The sequence below is a fragment of the Rothia uropygioeca genome (assembly GCF_004136585.1).
Lineage (GTDB): Bacteria > Actinomycetota > Actinomycetes > Actinomycetales > Micrococcaceae > Rothia.
In genome coordinates, this window is sequence record NZ_NOIR01000001.1 from 194,491 (window position 1) to 217,071 (window position 22,581).

A 22,581-nucleotide genomic window follows, 5' to 3' on the forward strand; every position below is an offset into this window, starting at 1 on the left:
GAGCATTGTTCGGGCTCGTCCGCGGGCTTCGTGATCACTGCCGTTTCCGTGAGCTCGTGGTGTGCCCGTCGATGCTGCACGAATTTCCCCCGAAACGCCACCGGTTCGCCGAAAACCAGGCGTAGAACCAACGAGCCGGAATCGAGAACCCGGGAGCAAGGATTATGCGCCCCGCCAGTCGATCGATTCCATGAGCGGAAGCGAGCATAGCTTTGCCGACGGCTTCGTGGCCCCAGAATTTCCGGCCCTGTGGGAGAAAGGCGCTATCCGAGGGGTCGGGGCCCTCGAGATAAACCGCTTCTGCGAGGAACCTCTCGGCCTCGGCATCCGTCAGCTCTGATTGAACCCGAGAAAAAGGCACCACGTCGAGACGGTCCCGCGTGCGGGCATCCAGGAATCGGGCAGCCGGAACGCAGGGGCCGCAATCATCGTCGTAGACAAAAGTCCTCATATCTCGAGGCTAGACCTCTAGGTCAATTGTGGTGTCAGCTCGCGGTCACTCGTTCGACTTTCCTCTCACGGCGGCGTTTGGATCCAGGAATGCGAATTTTCGTGGAAGACAATGTGGTGCCCATCGAGGCGAGGATGACCAGGACAATCGCGAGAAGTCGGAGAGGTCCCACGATCTGGTGAAGAAGAAGAAAACCGAAGAGGGCAGCGAACGCGGGTTCCAGGCTCAAGAGGATACTGAAGGTCGCGTTCGGGAGACGACGAAGAGCCTTGAGCTCGAGTGAATACGGGATGACCGAAGACAGCAACGCCACCAATGCCGCCAGAGCCAGCAAAGGGAGATCTCCGAAGGCCAGCACAGCGGAGGGGCCCCCGACTGGCGCCAGAACAACAGCGGCTACGGCAATCGCAACGGCGAGGCCGCCCGTTCCCGGAACAGTCCGCCCCACCTGGGCGCTCGTCAAAACGTAGACGGCCCAGAATGCGCCCGCGATGAGAACGAACAGGACGCCAAGTGGATCCAGGGCAGCGTTCGCGCTCGTCACACTCTCGATACCCAGTACGGCCATGCCGGCCAGTGCCAGAAGAACCCACAGGAAATCGACGACCTTGCGCGAGAGGACGGCGGCCAGGGCCAAAGGTCCGAGGAATTCGATCGCAACTCCTGCTCCCAAAGGAATGCGTGCGATCCCTGCGTAGAAGAAACCGTTCATCCCAGCCAGGGCGAGCCCGAAAAACATGACCGATCGCCACTGCTTACCAGTCCATCCTGCAATTCGTGGTCGGGTGATGAGCAACAGGATGACCGCGGCGAAAAGCATGCGCAGCGATGTCAGGCCCCACGGGCCCAACCGAGGGAACAGCTGCGTTGCAATCGCAGCCCCGAGCTGGAGGGATGTGCACGAACCAATGACGAACAGAATCCCTGGGGCCATGCCGCGCGTAGTGTCCGGTCCTGGATTCACAGTGGGCATGGAACCGGTCGCCACGACGGCCGGCGTCACGCCGGTTACGGGTCCATTGTTCATGGTGCTCACGGGTCACCTCCTGAAGGCTCGAGTCTCATCACGACGCCCACACCGCTGAATTTTTCGCGGAATGGGCCGTTACAAGCATGAGGCCTCAGGGAATGGGTAGTCTAGCGAATGTATCTAACCAGAACCGGTAAGAATAAATAAACTCATTGCCGGTCTCGGAACCGTGAACGACAGCAGGGCCGACGGCCTCCGTAAATTCAGGAAGAGAAGGCAGTGCTGAATCTCCAACGACTTCGCATGCTTCGCGAATTGCACCGGAGGGGCACTCTCGCGCATGTTGCGAAGTCCATGTCGTACACGCCTTCGGCCGTGTCCCAGCAGTTGTCTCTGCTCGAGCGGGAAGCCGGCGTCGTACTCCTGGAGCATGTGGGGCGCGGGGTCCGACTGACCGCCGAGGCGGAGAACCTGGTGAGGCACGCCGATGAAATCCTCGCGCAGATGGAACTCGCCGAATCCGAGCTCGCCGGAACTCACTCCGAGGTGCGCGGAACACTGCGTATCGGTTCGTTCCAAACGGCGGTGATGACGGTTGCTTCGGCGGCTCTGGACATTCTCAATGAACGGCACCCCCGGCTGACGGTCGAAATCACCCAGAGGGAAGTGGGCGAGGCGTACGAAGGCCTCATGTCCCACGAATTCGACGTGATCATTGGGGAGGAATATCCAGGCCTCGCCGAGCCGGTTCGAGAAGGCATCGACCGGATCAACATGATCAGGGACCCATTGAACCTTGTCATCCCCGGAACGGGCCCGTGGGCCAGGATGCCGCGAACCGTGCGGGACCTCGAAGACGCTCCGTGGGCCATGGATCCCTCGGACCAGCCGACGGGGCAGTGGGCCCGCGGGATCTGCCGCAGTGCCGGATTCGAACCCAAGGTCCGGTTCGACACCCGAAACCCGTTGATCCAAGCACACCTCGTTCGCACCGGCCACGCGGTCGCGTTGATTCCGGCGCTTCTCAGCGGCCAATATCTTGCAGGCACGCGATTGATCGGACTTCCCGGGGATGCACACCGGATGGTCTACACCTCCATCAGGACCGGGCGCGCGGGCCACCCAGCAATCCTTGCTTGCAGACAAGCCTTCCAGGCGGCCGTTCGAGGGGAAACTGCGCCTGAACCAGAGCTCAGGCTGACGGAATAGTCAGAAGCGGACATAAGTGCCGCGGAACCTGCGGCCCCTGCAACCTTCAACACTGCGTTTTCTGACCTCAGATGAAGGTTTCTTTCTTTTCCTCTGACTCTCGCGATGCGGGTCGATAGCCTGGGCTCAGGCGCACCGGCCTATCCGGTGACCCCCCTGAGACGACTAGGGATTTGAATCGTGACTGCTTTCAGAAATTCGCAGAGCTGGGCGCTGGCCTCGCGCTTCGAGGCCCTGGACTGTCGTATCTGTTGAGCGGCGTCGGAGAGCACTGGACATTCGAAGGGTCATTGCGTTCACCGCCGCTCGAGCGATGTTCCCGATGCAGACACCCAGGAAGAATTCCATGCCGCCATTTCACCGCCGCCCGCTGAAGAATGCCCGGTTGGCACGAGCCGTTGCCGTCGGAATCAGCGCGGTATTCGTACTGGCCGGTTGCGGCTCATCCGAGACCACCGGCGGGGGCCAGGCCAAGAACCCGGTCTCCGGTGGGACGCTGAAATTGGCTTTCGACGCCGACCCCGGATGCGTGGACGGGCAACAAGCCGGTCAGAACGTCGCACTCAACGTGACGAGACAGGTCACGGACTCCCTGACCTATCAGGACCCCGAATCCGGAGAACTGGAACCATGGCTCGCGGAATCGTGGGACGTGAACCCGGACTCCACCGAATTCACGTTCCATCTCCGGGATGGTGTGAAATTCCAGGACGGAACGGATTTCACCTCCACGTCCGTGGAACACAATCTTCGGGCGATTCAGGATCTGGGAGCCAAAGCAAGTCTGGGTTCCACGTATCTCACCGGTCTTTCGGACGTACAGGCTCCGGACGAGCGAACGGTCACCGTGAAATTCGATAAGCCGAACGCGCAGTTCCTCCAGGCGACGTCCACGATGACCCTGGGCTTCTACTCGGATTCCACTCTGGGCAAATCGCCGGACCAAAGGTGCGGGGGCGAGGTCGTGGGGACCGGTCCCTTCCAGCTGAAGAGCTACACCCCGCGACAGAGCATTCGCCTCGACCGGTTCGACGACTACGGATGGGCTCCGAAGCAGGCGAATCACAGGGGGCCGGCCTACCTCGACGCAATAGACATGTCGATCGTTCCGGAATCGACCGTCCGGAACGGGAGCCTGGCCTCCGGTCAGATCGACGTCGACACCGTTGTCCAGCCGCAGGACGAAGAGCTGCTGCAGGCTTCGAACTTCACCATCGTCGACCGGCCTAATCCGGGCGTGGTCTACAACTTCATCATGAACGAATCCCGGCCGTTGTTCTCCGACGAACGAGTGCGCCAGGCCGTCACCAAATCGATCAACCGCGATCAACTGCGTGCGTTGCTTTCGCGCTATCAGGAACCAGCGACTTCGGTGCTCGCAGGATCAACGCCTGATTACCAGGATTTCTCCGGACTGCTCAAGCACGATCCGGACGGTGCCGCCAAACTGCTGGACGAAGCCGGTTGGACGATGAACTCCAAGACCGGACTGCGGGAGAAGGACGGGAAAACCCTCAGTTTCACCGTCAAATATTGGCAATCCGCACCGTTCCTGGAGCTCGTTCAGCAACAGCTGAGGGAAACCGGTATCGAAATGAAACTTGAACAGACGACGGTGGCCAACACCGAGGCCGCCTCGCAGTCCGGGGAAGCCGACGTCGAATTCATGAACCTCACGCGCTCCGACCCGGACGTGCTCCGAACCGTCTTTGACGCGAACGGAGCCAACCGGAACAAGCGGGATCCGGCACAGCTGGACCAGGCCCTCGATCAGAGCGTCGGAGTCCAGGACCCGAAGCAACGGAAGAAGCTCGTCGACCAAGCAGTTACCTCCCTGATACGTGATGCCCACTCGGTTCCGCTCGTCGAACTGTCCGGTGTGATCGCGACAGGGCCCCGGGTCAAGGACTTCAAATACGATGCTTCCTCGCGCATCGACCTGTATGACACCTGGCTGAATGACGCCGGCGGCAACGCGGGCTCCGGGTCTCAGGGAGGCGACCGATGAACCCCTTGCTCGCGATGATCCTCCGCCGCCTGGGATTCGGCATTCTGGTGCTGTGGGCGGCCTATACCCTGGCTTTCCTCCTGTTGTATGCCTTGCCGGGCGACTCGGTGGCTGCGGTTCTGGGAGGTGATCTTTCGACGGCGTCCCCGGAGGAAATCGACGAACTCCGGCATCAATACGGGTTCGACCAACCACTGGTCGTTCAATATCTGTCAGCGCTCGGCAATGCCGTACGAGGCGATCTCGGAACGTCCTACACCACGGGCCAACCGGTTGCTGCGGCCATCGCCCAGGCACTTCCGGTCACGGTCGAGCTCGCGGCGTGGACCTTGGCTATTGCGATCCCAGGCGGAGTCGTTCTGGCGCTCGCGGCCGTGGGGGTCCGGAGCCCCTGGTTGCGGAATCTGTTGTCCGGGCTGCCCAGTCTGGGGGTGTCCCTCCCGACGTTCTGGGTCGGACTGCTCCTGCTTCAACTGTTCTCGTTCCGCTTGGGCGTAATCCCCGCAATCGGCGCGCAGGGTATCGCGGGTGTGATTCTCCCGGCGGTGACTTTGTCTTTGCCCCTTGGGGCGATGATCGCTCAGGTATTGCTGCGATCGCTCACTCAGGCGTGGAGCAGGCAATTCATGACGACTTATCGTGCCGCGGGTCTGGGCCGGCTTCGTCTTCTTCTCTCGCATGCCCTGCCCCCGGCCGGGGTGTCCCTTTTGTCGATCGCGGGAGTCGTTCTCGGCAATGTTCTGGGTGGTGCCGTGATCGTCGAGACCGTCTTCACGCGCAACGGCATCGGTCGTCTCGCGGAAACATCGGTCACCGGCCAGGACATGCCCGTGGTACTGGGGGTTGTGGCTTTCTCCGCGCTCGTGTTCGTGGTGGTGAATCTGGTGGTCGACCTGTTGTACCCGGTGGTCGACCCCCGAACACGTCCCACGGGGCATCCACCCAAACGAGGACGCGATGGCTCGCAAAGCCTGGACTCGCACAAGGGTCCCCATCCCGACGCCGCGGACGCCACATCCGTTACAAGTCCGCCGGGAACCGACAACACGACCCAATCGATTCAGGAGGCGCGACCATGAGCACGAGCGAGCTTCCCTCCGGATCCGCGCGTTCGGTACGACGCCCCGGAAACCCTGCGACTCGTCATCGTCGATTCGCCGCCACGATGGTTCGTGCGCCGTACGGACTCATCGTTTCCGGACTCATCGTTCTCGTCGCACTCGCATGGGCGGTTCTGCCCAGCGTCTTCGTCACCGAGAACCCGTTGCTGGGCGACCCCGATATTCGCTTGTCGCCGCCCGGAATGCAGCACTGGTTCGGTACCGATCACCTCGGGAGGGACGTGTTTTCCCGAGTCGTCCAAGGAGCCGGGGCGTCCTTGGGGACGACCGCCATCGCGGTCCTCATAGCCTTTTTCGTCGGGACCCTTCTCGGGTTGTTGGCAGGAACCGCGGGAAGCGTCGTCGACACCATACTCATGCGCGTCGTGGATGTCCTGCAGTCGGTGCCTTCGCTCTTGCTTTCCCTCGCGGTCGTGGCCGCGCTGGGGGCCGGGTCCGTCAACATTGCCGTGGCCGTGGCGCTGGCGTCCATACCGTCTTTCGCGCGACTTATGCGAGGCGAAGTCCTTCGATGGAGGAGTTCTTTGTTCATCGAGGCGGCATCGATGTCCGGTATCCGCACGCCGGAGATCCTGGCCCGCCATATCCTTCCGCACGCGATCGGCCCGGTATTTGCACTGGCCGCAATCGAATTCGGAGCCGCGATTCTCGCGATTTCCGCCTTGAGCTTCTTGGGATTCGGAACCCAGCCGCCCAATCCGGAGTGGGGGCTACTGGTCTCCGAAGGAAGAGATTACCTCGCGAGCGCCTGGTGGTTGACCGTCATTCCGGGACTGGTGATCGCCGCCGTCGTCGTTTCCGTCAACCGTATCTCTCACGCCCTGCAGACCAGGAGACCATCATGACCCTGCCCCATCGAGAGAATGTGCATCCACGCCTCGTCGAGGCCACCGATTCGGCGGATTCCCCCGTGGCTCTCAGCCTGCGAGACCTCACCGTCCGGTACTCCGACGGCGCGGCCCCCGCGGTCGAGGGGGTTTCGCTGACTGTCCCTGTTGGTGAAACCCTTGCGGTGGTTGGTGAATCCGGTTCGGGGAAGTCAACCACGGCCGCAGTAGCGGCCGGACTGCTGACTTCCTCCGCCCACGTGGATATCGCTGAGCAATCCCTGCACGGCTCGGATATGCGGTCTGCCTCGGAGAACCAATGGAAGCGTGTTCGGGGAGACCTCCTGGGCTACGTTCCTCAGGACGCGGGGACGGGACTGAACCCCGTACGCACGATCACTTCGCAGCTATCGGAATCCTTGCGCGAAGCCGGTCTTTCGCGTCATCGGGCCAAGGAACAGATGGCGAAGGCGCTCGAGGACGTCGGCCTCGAGATCGAGGTCCACGGCTCCCGCTATCCGCACGAACTATCCGGTGGCCAGCGCCAGCGGGTCCTGATCGCACTCGCACTAGCGCGTGGGCCGCAACTGGTGATCGCCGACGAGCCGACCTCCGCCCTCGACGTGTCCGCGCAGAAGAACGTCCTGGACTTGCTGGAGGCGCGAGTTTCCGACGCCGGAGCAGGCCTCCTTCTCATCACCCACGATCTCGGAATCGCTCGGGACCGGGCCGATCGAATCCTGGTGATGGAAAAGGGCCGTGTTGTCGAGGAAGGCTCGGCAGCCAGCGTTTTCGCCGAACCTCAGCATGATTACACCCGGCGCCTGCTCAAGGCATCGCCGGCATTGCACGATGTGCCGCGGAAGCGTACTGGGCCTGCCCCGCGCGGCGAGAGCTCGAGCGTGGTACGAGCTCAGGGGCTGAGCAAGACCTTCGGTTCCGGAGCGAGGAAGGTCCAGGCTGTGGCCGATCTCGACCTGGAGCTCGAACCGGGGCGAACACTCGGGATCGTCGGGGAATCGGGATCCGGAAAATCGACGACGGCCCGGATCCTGCTCGGTCTGGAATCGTATGACGCCGGCCGGTTGGAGATATTCGGTCGGCCGTTCGATGGCACGAAGCGCAACATCCGAGAGCTCTCGACGCGCGCCCGGTTCGTTCACCAGGACCCCAGCGCATCGCTCGACCCCCGGTATTCCGTGGCCGCGTCGATCGGGGAGCCCCTGCGGGGATTCCGTATCGGCACACGTGCACAGCGCGAACGACGAATCAACGAGCTCCTCGATCTCGTGGCCCTGCCTCGGGAATTGGCCAGTCGTCGGCCGGTAGAACTGTCCGGAGGGCAACGCCAACGTGTTTCCATAGCTCGGGCACTCGCTGTTGACCCCGAACTGGTGATTCTGGACGAACCGGTCTCGGCACTGGACGTTTCGGTTCAAGCCCAGATTCTTGACCTACTTGCCGATCTCCAGGATCGTCTGGGGCTCTCCTACGTGTTCATCAGTCACGATCTGGCGGTGATCCGACAGATCTCCGACGACGTGCTGGTTATGGCTCATGGCCGGGTGATCGAGTCGGGCCCCGCGGCGCAGGTCTTCGAGAATCCGCGCGAGGAGGCGACGCGGACCCTGATCAAGGCCGTTCCGGGATCTCGTTACGCTACCGATGTGTTCGGCCCCGCGCTGAGCGCCTAGACCTGAACTCGGTCCGCACGCGAACGGATTCCACGGAGTCCGCACTGATCATACGGGAGTCTCGCCAGGTCATATGACGTTTCCCGGCAGGTGGATTACCTTCATATGACGATCTGTCTGAACCGTGCGTCATGTCCTTTCGAGGTTGGTGGGAAGGCTGTAGGTTTCTGAATCAGGATCACGAGTACCGGTTGTGAAGCTCTGGCTGGCCGGTCGGCAACCCTTTCCGCTGTGATGGGGTGCCCCAGATGAAGATCCGGTCGGGAGCATACCGCTCCCCGGCAAGCACGGCGTTACGAGGCGAACTCGGCGCCCCGCCTTCGAGGGGATCACGATGTCAGCTGATAACAACCCGGCACCCGGAATCGGTACGGTGCAAGTGCACGGGGGTACGGCCAATCCGCCGGCTGCCCGACCTGTGCATCCGCCTTTGTACCTGACGGCCTCTTACGAATTCGAGACGTTGCGCGACGCACGTGAATGCTTCGGCCAGAGAGAACCCGGATTCACGTACTCACGCACCGGCAGTCCTACGGTGGGTTTGCTCGAGCGTCGGCTCGCGGAACTCGAAGGGGGCGTCGGTGCCGTCGCCACCGCTTCCGGCCAAGCGGCAACAACGCTCACCCTTCTTGCCCTGGCCGGTCGATCAGGTCAGAGCGAGGACGGCGAGCCCCACCCGGAGATCCCCGCCGGCCATGTGGTGGCATCCAACCGAATTTACGGTGGCACTGCCGATTTGCTCAACGACACTCTCGCCGAGGCGGGCATCGAGGTCACGTGGGTCAACCCGCATCGACCCGAGGAATGGGAAAATGCCGTCACGGCGCGCACTCGCGCGTTCGTCGTGGAGTCCATCGGAAACCCGCATGCTGACCTTCCCGATATCCCCGCGCTCGCGGACATTGCGCATACCGCGGGCGCCGCCCTGATCGTCGACAACACTCTCGCGACGCCATATCTCCTGCAGCCCGGGAAATTGGGTGCCGACGTCGTAGTCCATTCCGTCACGAAATACCTGACCGGAAATGGAACGGCGCTTGCGGGAATCATCGTCGACACCGGCCGGCTGACCCCGAGCGAGGACGCCATCCGATGGCCGCAGCTTACGGCTCCGCGGAGGAGATTCGGGAACAGATCCCTGGTCGAGGGGCACGGCGATCACGGAGCGTTCCTCCACCTCGTTCGCGCACAATTGCTCAACGACTTGGGCCCGAGCCTGGCTCCGTGGAATGCGCAACAAGCCCTTGAAGGCATCGAGACCCTCGACATCCGGGTTGAGCGCCATTGCCGTGTGGCCGAGGAGATCGCGCGTCGACTGGCGACTCATCCTCGCGTGTGCCGTGTCCGGCATCCGAGCCTTCCTGGGTCGCCGGATGCGGCCATCGCCGAACGAGACTTTCCGCGCGGCACCGGAGCGGTCTTGTCCTTCGACATCGCGGGCAACACATCGCAGGTGGAGGAATTCTTCGACAATTTGAAGCTGTTCAAGCTCGCTGCCAACCTGGGCGACGCTCGATCCATGGCAACGCATCCCGCGTGGACCACCCATTGTCGTCTTACCCCCGAGCTCAGAGAGGCCGGGGACATCACCGAACAGACCGTTCGGCTGGCGCTGGGTCGTGAAGAGGTCGACGATCTCTGGGATGATCTCTCCGCAGCGCTCGGTTCCTTGTCCACATCCAGCCAGACCCTGAGCCGGGCGACGGCTCTCACGCGAGAGAAGGAGGCTGCTCAGGTATGACTGCAGTCGAAGAATCCACCGAGTTCAAGCCGGGACCCGCAACCGATCGAGTGAATTCGACCCGTCCGGGGTTCAGAACGGCAGCCGTTCACGCGGGCCAGGAACCGGACCCTCACACCGGCGCCGTGATTCCTCCCATTTACCAGACGTCGACCTTCACCCAAGACGGAGTGGAGACGCTCAAGAGCGGATATGAGTACTCGCGAGGGGGAAACCCCACTCGGAGTGCTTTGGAGGTCCAGCTCGCGGCCGTCGAAAACGGTACACACGCCTTCGCTTTCGCTTCAGGGATTGCTGCCGAGGACGCCCTGTTGCGTGCGACCTTGCGACCGGGGAACAAAGTTGTGGCCGGGGCGGAGACCTACGGAGGAACGCACCGACTCCTCAGCCAGTTGTATGCCCGATGGGGAGTCGAAACGACCTTCGTGTCGCCTCAACAGACCGATGTGCGGGACCGGATTCTGTGCGATCCGGAAGCACGGGTTGTTTGGTTGGAGACGCCGACGAACCCATTGCTGACCATCGTGGATATCCAGGAATGGGCGGAAGCAGCCCATGCCGGAGGCGCGTTGTTGGTTGTGGACAACACCTTCGCTTCACCCGCGTTGCAGAATCCGCTGACGCTGGGCGCCGACGTCGTGGTGCATTCGACCACCAAATACATCGGTGGTCACTCGGACGTGCTGGGCGGAGCCCTCGTGGTCGGCGATGCACTGTGGGAAGATCAACCCCTGGCCGATCTCCTGCAATTCCAGCAATTCGCTGGGGGTGCGGTGGCAGGTCCCCAAGATGCGTTCCTTACCGCGCGCGGTCTCAAGACCCTGGGGGTTCGGATCCGGCAACATTGCGAGAACGCCCAGACGGTCGCCGAGTGGCTGCGGGAGCATGAAGGCGTGGAGCGCGTGTATTATCCTGGCCTCGCCGATCACCCGGGTCACGCTGTAGCCAAACGGCAGATGTCAGGGTTCGGAGGGATCGTATCGTTCCGCGTCAAAGGTGGAGAGACCGCGGCGCGGAAGGTCGCGGAGTCCACGGACGTCTTCGGTCTGTCCGTCAGCCTGGGCGGTGTTGAATCGCTGATCTCCCATCCGGTGACGATGACCCACGGCTCCACGAGGGGCACGCCGGAGGCCCCACCGAGCGACGTCGTGCGGCTCTCGGTAGGCATCGAGGATGTCGAGGACCTGATTTCCGACCTGGAGCGGGCCTTGAACCGATCCGGTGAGTGACGCCGTGCCCGTCCCGAGGACTTCAGATTCCGAGGGCGGGCGCGACTTCGGTTGCCAGCAGCTCGAGTGAGCGCAGGGTCTCCTTGTGAGTCGCCGGCGCGGAATGGACCTGGAAGGCGACCTGGGTTGCGTAATCCCGGACGACGACGTCGTCCCGAAGGCGTGCCACGATCTCATCCGGAGTGCCGAGGTAAGTGTCCGTGGCAATCAGGAGTTCCTCATCGGAAAGGCCCGAGGTGTCATACCCCACCAGGCGATCGGCTTCCCCGCGGCGAAGTTTTTCTGCCGTTCGGCGGACCAAATCCGAACGGTTTTCCTTGTCCACCGCGATGGCCGTCCGAGAAGCCATGACGCGAGGAGCCGTGCCTTGGGGAAGTTCGGCGAGGTACGTCTCGACCACCGGCACCTGAATCTCACTCAGCGGCGCATCCGTTCTGCCTGGCCGGGGCTGAGTTCGGGAGAGCATGAGCCCGTCCCCTCGGGAACCTGCGATACCCGCCCCGAAAGAGCCGAAACTCGCCTGCCACAAACGGTCGAGAAGTCCGGGCGCGGCGGGGTACAGCCTGTTTCCGCCGTCGATCTCTCCCCCTCGCCACAAGGTTTCCAAAGTCTCGAGATGGGAAGCGAAGATCTCGCCTCTGTCTTCGAAGGACCGTCCGAACGCCGGGAAGGAACGCGGATTTCCGCCCGAGCCCAGGCCGATCTGGAGCCTTCCGCCGGACAGAGCGTCCACCACGGCGGCGTCTTCCGCGACCCGAACGGGATCTTCCATGGGCAGTGTGATGACGCCCGTAGCCAGGTGAATGCGGGCGGTCCGTTCCGCCGCGGCAGAAAGCAGGACTAACGGCGAGGGCAACCCGCCTTCGTTCTCGTGGAAATGATGTTGGGCAACCCATGCGCTGTGGAATCCCAGACGTTCCGCGGCGTCGATCTGCTCCAAGGCGGATGTGTACCGCTCTTGCGGGCTCACGTCTTCGAGGAGTCGAGTGAAGAACCCGAGGGTCTTCTTGCGTGTTTTCTCGCTCATGAACAGCCTTTCTCGTGAGGGGCTACTCGAAGGTCGTCGGTGCGGTCCCAGAAAGACCGGTCCCGAGGCTACGTCGTCTCCCGCTGAATCGGATAGGTATTTCCGCCCAAGTCCGGGTCGGGGAGGACATCGTCGGGGTCGATGAGTTCGACGCGGTGCCCGTCTGCCGTGAGGCGCCGCAGGCCCTCGAGGAACATGCGCCGGGCCATCTCGTCCAGTCGAGTGACTTTGGTCAGGTCAAAGACCATGGTCCCCGGATCGCATTCCAAGTTTGCCATGCGGTGGAGGATGGCCTCGGCCCCCGAGAACTGGATGACCCCCTGGAGACGGACTACGGTCTCATCCTCGCCTTCGCTGACCGAACGGATTGTGTTCGAACCGAAAATTCCGGCGTCGAGCAAGTGGAGGCCCATGTCCTGGGAGAGTTTATTGAAGACATTGACTCCGCGGACGCTGTTCCCCTTGGAATCCAGTCGTGGGGAGAAGACTCCGATGCCGACCTGGCCAGGCAGGACGCCGAGGATCCCGCCGGAGACCCCGGATTTGGCAGGGATGCCGACATCCGAGAACCAGGTTCCGGAGGCGTCGTACATTCCGGCGGAGACCATGACGGCTAGGACCTGCCGTGCGACTTCGCGACTCGCTACGCGCTCGCCGGTGAAGGGGTGCAAGCCGCGGTTGGCCAGAGTGGCGCCCATGACAGCCAGGTCCCGCACATTGACCTTGATAGCGCACTGCGCGACGTATCCGGCGACCGCTTGGTGGGCGTGCTCCTCGAAGACGCCTAAATTCCTGAGCATGTGCGCCAGGGCGAAGTTCCGGTCGGCCGTTTCCAGCTCGGACCGGAAGACGGAATGATCCATCTCCAGCTTGCGCCCTGCGAGACGAGAGAAAAACTCGACGGTGTGGTCGGCCCGTTCCTCGAGCGAGGATCCGGCGTCGGCGAGCATACTGTGAATCGTGATGGCACCAGCATTGATCATGGGATTCTTCGGCCGGTTCGTGCCTTTTTCAAGAGACAGCTCATTGAAGGCCTCGCCCGTGGGCTCCACGCCGACCTTGGCGGCGATGGCCTCCAGGCCACGGTCCGTGAGCGCGGCGGCGTAGGAGAAGGGCTTGGAAATCGACTGGATGGTGAACTCTCGTTCGTCCTCGCCCACGGAATAGGTGCGACCGTCGATCGTCGTGAGGGCGATCGCGAAAACGTCCGGATCGGCTTTGGCCAGTTCTGGAATGTAATCGGCGAGTTCACCCCCGTCCATGTCGGTCGTCTCTTTGTAGAGCTGGTGCAGGTACTTACGTACGGGTGACTCCAAGGGTTCCTTTCGGGATCGGTGCGGGTTCAACGTTTTACGGAGGATGTTGGCCTGTCACGAGCCTATTTCATCGGGTGGGGGGCGGCGCCCGGGGGAGCAGTGCCGTGCCTCTGTGACCGTGATCCAACCGGGGGGGGCGGGCTGGGGAGAGCCGCGGTCAATGACGTCGGGGACTATTTCCGCATCCCTGGCGACGTGGACGTTGCGGCCGTAGCCGACGACGCCGGATACGAGCGCATACGGGTTGAAGGATCCAAGGGTGTTTGGTTCGTTGACCCGGAAGCGCTTGCTGAGGTGACGGAAGGTCAGTCTTCCGGGCCGTCGCTGGGCGTGACGGTGTTGTCTCCCTTTGACTCCCTGATCAGGACGCGGGCGAGGCTGCGTGACGTGTTCGGAAAGCATTGTCTTTTGGAAGCCTACAAGCCGTCTACGGCGCGGGAGTTCAGGTATTTTTCGATGCCCATCCTGGCGGGGCGCCGGCTGGTCGGCCGGGTCGCGGCACGGGCGAAAGCAGGGGCCGTGGAGATCGAGAACTTCGAGTGCGATGCCGAAGTGTCCGCCTTCGCCATCCGTTCGGCGGCGAAAACCCAACTCAAAACGTGGACGATGCCTGTTCGTGGGTGAAGCCTTCCCTCATCTGAGCTGATCGCCCTACGCCGATTCCTTCCGGGCCCCTAGTTCGGCCGTCGGGGTTCTGTGCGTTTCCGGGTTGAATGCGGCGCAGATCTCGGAGAAGACGGCGACGCCGCTCCCCTCCGAGACCATTCCCTGAGCGGCAAGGTGACAACGGCGACCAGGCTTACCGCGCGGATGAACGCGAGCCTGGCCGCCCGGCCGCAGAGCGTAACGATGCGTAATGTACAGATTTTGAAGAACCAGCTATTAACATACGGCTTACCTGAAGTACTTAGGTAACACCCGGCCAATACTAAGGGAAGGATAGCTTGTGCAGGTTTCAATCATTGGATCCGATGCCCTCCGTTCTGCTTCTAGCCTCATACCGGCTGCTGCCTGCTGTAGCTCGTGCTGTCACTGCTGGACATGTAGTTGCTGCTGTTGTTCTGCGGTTGGTGGCGCAGAAGCGGCATGTTCCACGCTAGACGCCGCGGAACTGACCGGTGGACTCCTAGCTGTCGCGTAGTGCCAGTGCGCCCGCTGCCATTGCGTACTGCGGGCGCATTCGGTCTTGTCTTTCATTCGTAAGGGTCACATCGACAACTCGTCGGTGGTGGCCTTGCGGCACGGCCATTGAGAGAAGCAGGAAAAAGTGGGTCATCGGTATTCCCTCATTCCTTCAGCAACCTACATACCCCAGTCACCCCATGAGGTTCTTGTCAAAGGGGGAGCCCTCGAGGGGTTCAGTTTGTTGATTAACGATCCTCTGCGACGAGGATTGACTGCGCGGATTGTTGCAGAACTGCGCCATTCGGCGCGGAGCGCTGAAGAATTATCCAAGGATCTTCGAGAAGAAATAGGGGTCGATGACCTGAAATCAATGCTTCTCGAGATGGAGTCGGGTGGCGCTATTGAGCGACTTGATGACGAATCTCTGCCGGAGAGCGACGGAGCTTGGACAACCTTCGTTCGTTACGGTGAGCTGCCGGATCCGAGGCTCCTGTCCGAATTAACCGTCGCCGCTGAAATAGATGCGAGCCCATTTCTTCAGGTTGCAAGTTCGTGGGGCATACCGTTGCGTCTCACGAACCCCGAGGACGTGGGTTTGGGTGACATTGAACCGGTCGCCGACACTCCCCCGCACAGCCCTGATGCACCTCGCCAGGGCATAGTGTTCATCGGTGAGTCCTATGCACGTACTGGGTTGATGATCTTCAATCGGGACGCAATAAGGAACCGACTTCCTGTGTTTTACGCCAGCATCGATGGGTCGGACTACACCGTCGGCCCTTACGTTGTCCCTGGAAAAACAGCGTGTATGTGGGAAACAGAACGACAGTGGGCTCGTTCAAGCGCAGATCGGGAACAGTACGAGACTCTGTTGCGTGTAAGACAGCGTGGGAATTCAGATGCGGTATCACCGTCCCGCGAGCATAAGCATGTCGCAGCAGAGGCGTTTGCGGCCACCCTCGCACCCGCATTGCTTGAACTTTCCCTGAGGGGTACGAGTAGTCGCGGGGGCGTGGTCCTTCATGGTCGAGCAACCACGTCAGAGCTTTCGAACCACTCAGTGATGCGTCTACCACGGTGTCCGATCTGCATGCCAATGCAACCCATGGCACGAAACCCGTTGTACTAAGTGGAGACTTATCATGCATGAAGATGAGAGAGTCCTCAATGAACAGGTTTCCCTCTGCGCCCGGAAAACCCCCGATGCGGTATGGCTTGAGAGGATGAACGATTGGGATCCCGTCGCACGCCTGGGAGACACTTTACTTCAGAACGCCCAGGTCACTGATCAGCCGGTGCGATCAACGCGACTGATTCCGGCTGAATCGGTTCGGGAGATCGGACAGTGGCTGGCGGATACCTTGCATAAACCTTTCGCGGGTTCAGGCCCAGGAGGTCCGGAAGGGCATGGCGCTCTGAGTGAAGACGACGTGGCACGGATTCTCGGTTTCTCCGTTAAACAATTTCCTTTGCCTTACGAGGAATGGCGAATGTCGACCGAGATATATCTGGTCGTTGGCAGGATCTGTTACGTCCTCATGAATCAGCAGTTCGTCCGGTACCGTGCCTTGAGCTCAGATGACCTCGGACAGCTGTTCTCGCAGAGAGTGGCGCCTTTCGGTACTTTCGACGAGGGGACAACTGGTGCGATTTTGATCGTCTCCAGTGTCCCGGGGCGCCTTGCCGCTTTCGGTGGTTTGCGAGGTTTTCGACGAGCACTTCTCGAAGCAGGTGTTGCTCAGGAATGGCTTAAGACTCGGTTGTCGCGCTCAAACTCCGTCTGGTGGGATTGGACCACTGAGTTCTACGACGATGCGCTCTGCTCAGTCCTTTCCCTCGATGGTGTGGAGCGGGCCCCGATGTGTCTGGCTTATCAACGGGATTCAGGCATGTGCAAGACGGAAGGAACCGTCAATGCATGAGAATGATGCGTTTGACCGGTCCGCTCGCCTGGCCGAGTCACTAGAGATCATTGCTCGTGAAAACGACATTGACCACGAGACCATGACAGGAAAGATCCTGCATATGGTCACCGGTTTGGTCTCAGAGCCGAAGTCATCGTTTCCGACACCACCCACCTATCGCCGGGTCATTGAGGGCGAATCCGTTGCAGGACCCGGTCCCAAAATGCAGTCGAGCCACGGATTCTTCGACGTGGTGAAGGCGCGGGCTTCGCGGCGAGATTTCGGGGATTCTCCGCTCTCCCTGGATATTATGACTTCGATACTGGCCTGGACTCTGGGGCAACGTGAAGAAACGATAGCTTACGACTGGCGTGGTGCTCCGCTCCGATATTGTGCCTCTGCCGGAGGGCTGGCCTCGGTAGACGGTTACTGTCTTGCGCTTAACGTGGACGGTCTCGCAGAAGGCAGTTATTACTACGACTATCAGCGGGGGTTAGTCCAGACATTTATCGGGGCAGTAACTGAAAAAATCGCGGCCGCGTTGCCTTCGATGACTTGGCTGGAGAAAGCCGCCGCGATAGTTGTGCTGGTCGGCAACCCGGAACGGGTGGACCGAAAATACGGTGTTATGGCTTCAAAACTCTGCTTGACCGACGCGGGTGTCGCGGCCGGTCATCTTGAGTTGGTGGCTACGGCGTTGGAGACCCGTGCCTGCATTCTCGGTTCATTGCCTGTAGCCCTGCTGTCCGAGACTCTTGTTTTGGAACCAGAACAGGTTCCCTTGGTAAGTATTGCGATTGGATCCCGTACATGATGACGGAGCACTTCATTGGTATTATTGCGCTTGCCGCACCAGTTATTCAGATCGCTGCGATGGGGTTCATCGGATACCCGGTAGCCCGTCGCCGGCCCGGGGGGATGGAGAAATTCAAGAGCTCCGGATTCATATGGTGGATCGGGACACTGGCGGTCATCGCCGTCGTAGGATCGATAGCACAGGGTGAAAGCCGTGCATTTCACTTCCCCTCTCTCCATGAGCCATCCATAGTGCGAATCCTAGGTGGGGCCGCGTCGGCGTTTGTGGTCAGTGTTCTCATTGAGCTTGTGGCTGAGAGGCTATTCTTTGGACGTCGTGACGACCTTGCCCGAAGGAAAGCTGCTGAAAAATATGAGGGTGCCCTTCCTGTGTGGGCGCGACAAGGCGTGAACCAGATTGCCCTCCTAGCCCTCGTGGCAGTTCTTGAAGAGTACATATTTCGTTCTTTGGCCCTGGGCTCCATGTGGCATATTTGGGGCCTTCCTAAGAGTGTCGCTGCTGGCCTGGTCGCTGTAGTCTTCGGTATCTCACACTGGTATTACGGATTCAGGCAAATCGCTATCAAGCTGATAGTAGGCTCAGCTCTCGTCTGGGCTGCACTCTTTGGGGGATGGATAGCCGCTGCTCTTGCGCATCTCGCTCTGAATGTCACCCTGTCCATCATCGCGTCAAGGCGGTCAGAGTGCCGGAACCTATAACGATTCACGCTAGACGTCTGTTTGATGGAGACGCATGGCACGAGGACGTCACAGTGATAGGGGACGAGCGGATTCACCACATTCGACAGGGGAGATCACCCGGTGCGATGTCGGTTCCGTTGGTCCTTCCGGGGCTTGTAGATTGTGGGGTTCGACCGGAAGGCTACGTTGCGGGACCGGTGACGGGAACAACAGTTCGATCTCCTGAGGAAGCCTTTGTCTCCTTGTGTCTCGCCTATGGCGTAACTTCGGTTGTCGATGTGGGATCATCCTGGGAAACCAGTCAGTGGTTCCAACGTCACGGCGGAATCAACTATCTGGCCGGTGGGCCGAGGATTTGTCGCCGTGCTGCGTCTCGTAGCGATATTGAGGTATCGGACAATGAGGTCAACGATGTTGCTGAATGGTTAGTCAGCGCTGGATCGGGTTTTATCTCGCTTGAACGGGAAGTCAACTCTACATTGGGGGAAACCGTGCCCCGTGCAGTTAGCCGTGACCGTGACGGAGTGACTCTCCCTGGACTGGAGATCGAGCGGAGAGGGGGGACGTGGTGGGCTCCTCAATTACTGGCTAGACAGCTCTGGTCGGTTGAAGGGCTAGCCGCGCGAGGGGACTGCACGGAGGCACGAGCTTTTCTGCCTTACCTTGAAAACTTTGCTGGAGAACAAAATTTTATTGCTAAGCGCGCGGCTCGACATGTCCTGAACCGAATGTATGGTTCACGCCCTGCATTGGATGCCGTGAATGAGCCTGAGGGAATGCTTCCGTGCGAGCAAGGAATTTTAGCGTCCTCAGCGGCAGGGTGGCCCGGGGTGATACCTGGGCGGTCCTTGTGGGAGGAAATGGGTCTGCTTGAAATGGCCTATGGTGCGGATACCGCTCTCTGCGCAGCCACAGGAAACGCATACCGTGCATTCCCTGAGCTAAACGCGGGGAAGCTAACCCCCGGATCTCGGTTCGACGCTCTGTTGGTTGAAGCACCTACCTGGTCAATTTCCAATGCTCGACACCATGTGCAGGAGATTGTCGTGGGCGGATGTCGGCGTTCAATGAACGAAGTTCAAGAGGATGTGCAGCGAAGGACGCAGCTATCAGACGAAAGGAAAGTATGAGGATCACGGCCATCCCCGAAAACCCCGGTGCGACTTTCCCGGGAGTCGTCGAAGGGAACTCGGTGGCATCCTTGCGTGACATGTTGCGCCACGTCACTCCACAGTATGGACCCATTCTGAGAGCGAGTTCGTTTTTGGGGTCTGGAGAACCAGCAGGAGGTGGATATGCCGGACACGCGGAGCTAATAGATATCGACGGCCTTTTGCAAGACGTGTACGGGCAGCCGTCCATGGAACCGGGCGTCAACGATACCCTCTTCGGCGGAGGCAAGGGGTTTGCCATCGCGGACGTTACTTTGTCGACGCTTGGAGAATCGCTCGAACGTGTGGTCGCTGGACTGGTGGCGACGGCTCCGGAAATGCCGAGCCGCCGTATCGTTGGCTCCTGGAATGACCTGGAGGATATGGGACTTCCGGCCCTGGACCCTGAGGCGGTCTCGCTGTTCAGCGAGTGGCAGTACGCTACGGAAGGGTTTCTTTATGCCCCTTTCACTCGAGAAGTGCCTGTCCAGTGGGTCCGAGGCAGACGATTGGTCTCTCGCGAAGACATTTGGGTCCCAGCGCAGCTGGTCGACATGGTGCACATTTTCGACCCCGGTGAAGAGTTGGTGGGGTACCCGGTCTCGGGAGGGTTGTCGTGTCACGTCTCCTACAGGGACGCGATCTATCACGGCCTCACCGAGGTCATCGAACGGGACGCAGTCAACGTGTCGTGGTACACCTCGAATCCACCTGATGTCGTAACTCTCGATGCAACGACTCGGGGCCTCTTGGGCGGATTTGCGGATCGCCTTGAACACGATCACTCGCATGCCTTCTTGCTACGACACCCGTCTGACGTGTGCAGTGCGAGCACATTCAGCTTCGTTGGGCTCCAGAACTGGTTGTCCAGACGGCGCTATTGCGCGGGTGGGGGATGCGACCTCAGCGCTTTCACTGGCGTCAGGAAGGCCGCAGCTGAATTCGGACAGACGCGTAGCACCCTGAGCCTAGCCAACGTGGCCCCAGGCTCCTCCGTCGGGCGCAGCGTGCGCACGATGTTCGACTGGGACGAAGACCGTCATCTCAGCGAGATGACGCTATTTTTCCAAGCGATCGGGTTCTACGGTTTGGAGCAAAACGCCCGTCATCTGGACCACTATTTCAAAGGCGAGGAAATAGCGGGTGAAGAACTCTTCGACATCGAGCAACGGCACAGAAGCAAGCTATCAACGGCGGAGCGGTTGGAGATCCTGACCGACGAACTCAGCCAATCGGGAATTGACCCGATCATTCTTGATTACTCGCATCCTGACTGGAAGAGCCTGAGCGTAGTTAAGGTTTTCGTTCCGGAATTGACGACGCCATTTCTCCAGTCGCGTCCGATGCTGGGGCACCCCAGGTTGTCCAACGTTCGCGCCGACCTCCGTCAGGAGGACGGCCAGGTCCTGCCCCTCCCGTATCCGTGATGGAAGAAACGACCATGAATAACGTCATCGAACTCTCCGGCGTCACCAAAACGTATCAAGGGCGCGAGGTTCTGCACGGTGTGGATTTGTCGGTGACCGCAGGGAGCACGTACTTTCTGGTAGGCCCGAACGGCTGCGGAAAGACCACGACCGTCGAGTCCCTCGTGGGGCTTAGGACACCGACCAGAGGAAAGATCACAGTGCTCGGCAAAGCCCCGGGCGACCCCTCCCTTCGTCCGCGCATCCGAGTGTGTCTTCAAGGTGGCGCAATTCACCCGCAGGTCACTGTGCGTGAGCACTTCGACTACCTTGCTGCCCTCTATGGTCAGGGAACTGACTCGGTTGAGACCATTGCCGAGCAATTCGTCATTCAGGATCTCCTGAAACGGCGATACGGGAGGCTCAGTGGCGGTCAGCAGAAACGCGTTTTGGTAGCCGGGTGTCTGTTCGGGGATGCGGACCTGATCGTGCTTGACGAGCCAACGAGCGGTGTCGACCTGGAAAGTCGTCTTTCCCTGTGGGAGTCGTTGTCGAGGGCTATGCAGGGAACCTCGACGACGCTTCTTGCAACCACTCACGACTTGTCCGAAGCCGAGGATTACGCGGACAACGTCATCATCATGAGGGACGGCAGGATCGTGGCGGATGGTTCGGTCACCAACCTTATTCATTCCGCTGGGTTGGTGGGTGTGGTCTCGATGCCGGCCTCCGTTCTGGGCCTACTGCCCGACGAGGGCGCCTCGGCCCGCTCAATATTGAGTCGTGATCGAGGGACTGCCCTGGTGGGGTACACCGACGTCGACGTCTTGCGGCGCGAGATCCAGGCCTTGGATGCCGCGCATGGGGCCGAGGTGCGTGAGCGGTCGCCGCGCCTTTCCGACGTGTACTTGCATACTTATCGATGCCCGAATGGACTAGAGGAGAAACAATGAAGCCGTTTCTTTTGCAATTTCGGAATCAATCTCTCGGTTTCGTGAGAGAACCGGTGGCTTCGGTATTCAATCTCGTGGTCCCGTTCGTCATCGTCATGGTGCAGGCACTCGCTTTCGGGGATGAAATCATCGGGGACGAGCTTCCCGGATACCGAGTCGTGGACACCTTGGGCGTGAACGCGGGGGTTATATTCACGATGATTGTCGGGCTCTTCGGTATGGGTGTCGGGCTGGCCTCGATGATCGAATCTCGTGTGCTTGCCGGCTCCAGTCTTCGCCCCGGTGGTCCGGGGCTGATGATGGGTGCCTACGCCGCAGTTTTGTTGCTTATGGTCCTTTTGGGTTGGACGGTCTCATATCTTGCGCTGAAGTTGGGTTGGCAGGTCAAGCTCCCGGTGGCTCCATTGGCGGCGTTGGGAGTGGCTGCGCTCGGCGTCGCCCTGTTTCTTGCCCTTGGCGTGTGCATCGCCGCATTGGCCGGTACCCCGCGCGGATCCCAGGCGATCTGCTCGGTGATTTTCTTCCCGTTCTTGTTCCTCTCCGGGGTCCTCTTCCCAACCACCTCATTCCCCCAAATACTGCGGGAAATCGCCGCGTGGCTTCCTGGTTATCGCCTCACGGAAGCACTGGCTCCGTTCTGGATCGAGGGGCAGGATATCGATTCCGGCAGCGTGCTCTACCTTGCCGTCGTATTGGTACTGGCGGTGATTCTGGCCCGCGTGCTGATGCGGCGTCGAGAGGACGTATAGGTCGAATACGACGCCGAGGTGTCCACCTCCGCCATCCGTTCGGCGGCGAAAACCCAACTCGAGAAGTGGACGATGCCTGTTCGGCTTGACCCGAGGTGACTCATCCTATTTTCCGTTCTCCCGCTTGCTCAGAACGGCAAATACGGAGTTCATGAGCGCGGAATATGCCACGAGCGCGAAGTACTGAGCACGCGGAAACCAAA

General features: G+C 60.7%; 19 protein-coding genes and 1 riboswitch. Of the genes, 15 read left to right on the top strand and 4 right to left on the bottom strand.

Annotated elements, in window-relative coordinates:
• Nucleotides 1–34: 34 nt before the first annotated feature.
• On the bottom strand, nucleotides 35–451 hold the full coding sequence (locus EWR20_RS00865; RefSeq protein ID WP_129358328.1) for a DCC1-like thiol-disulfide oxidoreductase family protein: 417 nt from the start codon (nucleotides 449–451) through the stop codon (nucleotides 35–37).
• Nucleotides 452–485: 34 nt separating this feature from the next.
• Nucleotides 486–1,478, bottom strand: coding sequence for an EamA family transporter (locus EWR20_RS00870; protein WP_238147564.1), 993 nt, complete (start codon nucleotides 1,476–1,478; stop codon nucleotides 486–488).
• Between the two features lie 222 nt (nucleotides 1,479–1,700).
• Between EWR20_RS00870 and EWR20_RS00875 the strand changes: the two genes are divergently transcribed.
• The 7 genes from EWR20_RS00875 (at nucleotide 1,701) to EWR20_RS00905 (ending at nucleotide 11,250) form a co-directional block, all read left to right on the top strand.
• Nucleotides 1,701–2,630 carry a LysR family transcriptional regulator gene (locus EWR20_RS00875; RefSeq protein WP_129358329.1) on the top strand — a complete coding sequence of 310 codons (930 nt, stop codon included), beginning with the start codon at nucleotides 1,701–1,703 and terminating at the stop codon, nucleotides 2,628–2,630.
• A 346-nt stretch (nucleotides 2,631–2,976) separates the two neighbouring features.
• Nucleotides 2,977–4,638 (top strand): ABC transporter substrate-binding protein, encoded by a 1,662-nt coding sequence (locus tag EWR20_RS00880; RefSeq protein ID WP_129358330.1) that lies wholly within the window; start codon nucleotides 2,977–2,979, stop codon nucleotides 4,636–4,638.
• Nucleotides 4,635–5,717, top strand: coding sequence for an ABC transporter permease (locus tag EWR20_RS00885; RefSeq protein ID WP_129358331.1), 1,083 nt, complete (start codon nucleotides 4,635–4,637; stop codon nucleotides 5,715–5,717). Before EWR20_RS00880 ends, EWR20_RS00885 begins: the two co-directional genes overlap by 4 nt.
• A complete protein-coding gene (locus EWR20_RS00890; RefSeq protein ID WP_129358332.1) occupies nucleotides 5,714–6,604 on the top strand; it encodes an ABC transporter permease in 891 nt (296 codons plus the stop codon). Before EWR20_RS00885 ends, EWR20_RS00890 begins: the two co-directional genes overlap by 4 nt.
• Entirely contained in the window at nucleotides 6,601–8,280 is a 1,680-nt protein-coding gene (locus tag EWR20_RS00895) for a dipeptide ABC transporter ATP-binding protein (protein ID WP_129358333.1), read from the top strand. The genes EWR20_RS00890 and EWR20_RS00895 overlap by 4 nt, the downstream gene beginning before the upstream one ends.
• Nucleotides 8,281–8,456: 176 nt before the next feature.
• Nucleotides 8,457–8,574, top strand: a riboswitch (SAM riboswitch).
• A gap of 40 nt (nucleotides 8,575–8,614) precedes the next feature.
• Nucleotides 8,615–10,021 carry an O-acetylhomoserine aminocarboxypropyltransferase/cysteine synthase family protein gene (locus EWR20_RS00900; RefSeq protein WP_129358334.1) on the top strand — a complete coding sequence of 469 codons (1,407 nt, stop codon included), beginning with the start codon at nucleotides 8,615–8,617 and terminating at the stop codon, nucleotides 10,019–10,021.
• Nucleotides 10,018–11,250, top strand: coding sequence for a cystathionine gamma-synthase (locus EWR20_RS00905; protein WP_129358335.1), 1,233 nt, complete (start codon nucleotides 10,018–10,020; stop codon nucleotides 11,248–11,250). The genes EWR20_RS00900 and EWR20_RS00905 overlap by 4 nt, the downstream gene beginning before the upstream one ends.
• Before the next feature lie 22 nt (nucleotides 11,251–11,272).
• Here the strand turns inward: EWR20_RS00905 and EWR20_RS00910 are convergent, their stop codons facing one another.
• Both EWR20_RS00910 and EWR20_RS00915 read right to left on the bottom strand, forming a co-directional pair.
• Entirely contained in the window at nucleotides 11,273–12,277 is a 1,005-nt protein-coding gene (locus EWR20_RS00910) for a putative FMN-dependent luciferase-like monooxygenase (RefSeq protein WP_129358336.1), read from the bottom strand.
• Between the two features lie 68 nt (nucleotides 12,278–12,345).
• The gene (locus tag EWR20_RS00915) at nucleotides 12,346–13,593 is read right to left on the bottom strand and encodes a glutaminase (RefSeq protein ID WP_129358337.1); all 1,248 of its coding nucleotides are present in this window, start codon (nucleotides 13,591–13,593) and stop codon (nucleotides 12,346–12,348) included.
• Between the two features lie 99 nt (nucleotides 13,594–13,692).
• Between EWR20_RS00915 and EWR20_RS00920 the strand changes: the two genes are divergently transcribed.
• From EWR20_RS00920 to EWR20_RS00955, 8 genes are all read left to right on the top strand, one after another.
• A complete protein-coding gene (locus EWR20_RS00920; RefSeq protein ID WP_165000912.1) occupies nucleotides 13,693–14,217 on the top strand; it encodes a DNA glycosylase AlkZ-like family protein in 525 nt (174 codons plus the stop codon).
• A gap of 1,198 nt (nucleotides 14,218–15,415) precedes the next feature.
• Nucleotides 15,416–15,847, top strand: coding sequence for a TOMM precursor leader peptide-binding protein (locus EWR20_RS13075; protein ID WP_366150730.1), 432 nt, complete (start codon nucleotides 15,416–15,418; stop codon nucleotides 15,845–15,847).
• A 13-nt stretch (nucleotides 15,848–15,860) separates the two neighbouring features.
• Nucleotides 15,861–16,640 (top strand): nitroreductase family protein, encoded by a 780-nt coding sequence (locus EWR20_RS00930; RefSeq protein ID WP_129358340.1) that lies wholly within the window; start codon nucleotides 15,861–15,863, stop codon nucleotides 16,638–16,640.
• On the top strand, nucleotides 16,633–17,436 hold the full coding sequence (locus EWR20_RS00935) for a SagB/ThcOx family dehydrogenase (RefSeq protein WP_165000913.1): 804 nt from the start codon (nucleotides 16,633–16,635) through the stop codon (nucleotides 17,434–17,436). The genes EWR20_RS00930 and EWR20_RS00935 overlap by 8 nt, the downstream gene beginning before the upstream one ends.
• Nucleotides 17,433–18,137 (top strand): CPBP family intramembrane glutamic endopeptidase, encoded by a 705-nt coding sequence (locus EWR20_RS00940; protein ID WP_129358342.1) that lies wholly within the window; start codon nucleotides 17,433–17,435, stop codon nucleotides 18,135–18,137. The genes EWR20_RS00935 and EWR20_RS00940 overlap by 4 nt, the downstream gene beginning before the upstream one ends.
• A 1,108-nt stretch (nucleotides 18,138–19,245) precedes the next feature.
• Complete coding sequence (locus tag EWR20_RS00945; protein ID WP_165000914.1) at nucleotides 19,246–20,697, top strand: YcaO-like family protein; 1,452 nt, start codon at nucleotides 19,246–19,248, stop codon at nucleotides 20,695–20,697.
• A gap of 14 nt (nucleotides 20,698–20,711) precedes the next feature.
• Complete coding sequence (locus tag EWR20_RS00950) at nucleotides 20,712–21,629, top strand: ABC transporter ATP-binding protein (protein WP_165000915.1); 918 nt, start codon at nucleotides 20,712–20,714, stop codon at nucleotides 21,627–21,629.
• On the top strand, nucleotides 21,626–22,378 hold the full coding sequence (locus EWR20_RS00955) for an ABC transporter permease (RefSeq protein WP_165000916.1): 753 nt from the start codon (nucleotides 21,626–21,628) through the stop codon (nucleotides 22,376–22,378). Before EWR20_RS00950 ends, EWR20_RS00955 begins: the two co-directional genes overlap by 4 nt.
• Nucleotides 22,379–22,581 lie beyond the last annotated feature (203 nt).

Bases quoted from the DNA above. Each gene is read 5' to 3' on its own strand.
- EWR20_RS00955 (WP_165000916.1), top strand. From the start codon at position 21,626: ATGAAGCCGTTTCTTTTGCAATTTCGGAATCAATCTCTCGGTTTCGTG.
- EWR20_RS00865 (WP_129358328.1), bottom strand. From the start codon at position 451: ATGAGGACTTTTGTCTACGACGATGATTGCGGCCCCTGCGTTCCGGCT.
- EWR20_RS00950 (WP_165000915.1), top strand. From the start codon at position 20,712: ATGAATAACGTCATCGAACTCTCCGGCGTCACCAAAACGTATCAAGGG.
- EWR20_RS13075 (WP_366150730.1), top strand. From the start codon at position 15,416: ATGATCTTCAATCGGGACGCAATAAGGAACCGACTTCCTGTGTTTTAC.
- EWR20_RS00905 (WP_129358335.1), top strand. From the start codon at position 10,018: ATGACTGCAGTCGAAGAATCCACCGAGTTCAAGCCGGGACCCGCAACC.
- EWR20_RS00910 (WP_129358336.1), bottom strand. From the start codon at position 12,277: ATGAGCGAGAAAACACGCAAGAAGACCCTCGGGTTCTTCACTCGACTC.
- EWR20_RS00945 (WP_165000914.1), top strand. From the start codon at position 19,246: ATGAGGATCACGGCCATCCCCGAAAACCCCGGTGCGACTTTCCCGGGA.
- EWR20_RS00885 (WP_129358331.1), top strand. From the start codon at position 4,635: ATGAACCCCTTGCTCGCGATGATCCTCCGCCGCCTGGGATTCGGCATT.
- EWR20_RS00890 (WP_129358332.1), top strand. From the start codon at position 5,714: ATGAGCACGAGCGAGCTTCCCTCCGGATCCGCGCGTTCGGTACGACGC.
- EWR20_RS00900 (WP_129358334.1), top strand. From the start codon at position 8,615: ATGTCAGCTGATAACAACCCGGCACCCGGAATCGGTACGGTGCAAGTG.
- EWR20_RS00895 (WP_129358333.1), top strand. From the start codon at position 6,601: ATGACCCTGCCCCATCGAGAGAATGTGCATCCACGCCTCGTCGAGGCC.
- EWR20_RS00880 (WP_129358330.1), top strand. From the start codon at position 2,977: ATGCCGCCATTTCACCGCCGCCCGCTGAAGAATGCCCGGTTGGCACGA.
- EWR20_RS00940 (WP_129358342.1), top strand. From the start codon at position 17,433: ATGATGACGGAGCACTTCATTGGTATTATTGCGCTTGCCGCACCAGTT.
- EWR20_RS00870 (WP_238147564.1), bottom strand. From the start codon at position 1,478: ATGAACAATGGACCCGTAACCGGCGTGACGCCGGCCGTCGTGGCGACC.
- EWR20_RS00935 (WP_165000913.1), top strand. From the start codon at position 16,633: ATGCATGAGAATGATGCGTTTGACCGGTCCGCTCGCCTGGCCGAGTCA.
- EWR20_RS00930 (WP_129358340.1), top strand. From the start codon at position 15,861: ATGCATGAAGATGAGAGAGTCCTCAATGAACAGGTTTCCCTCTGCGCC.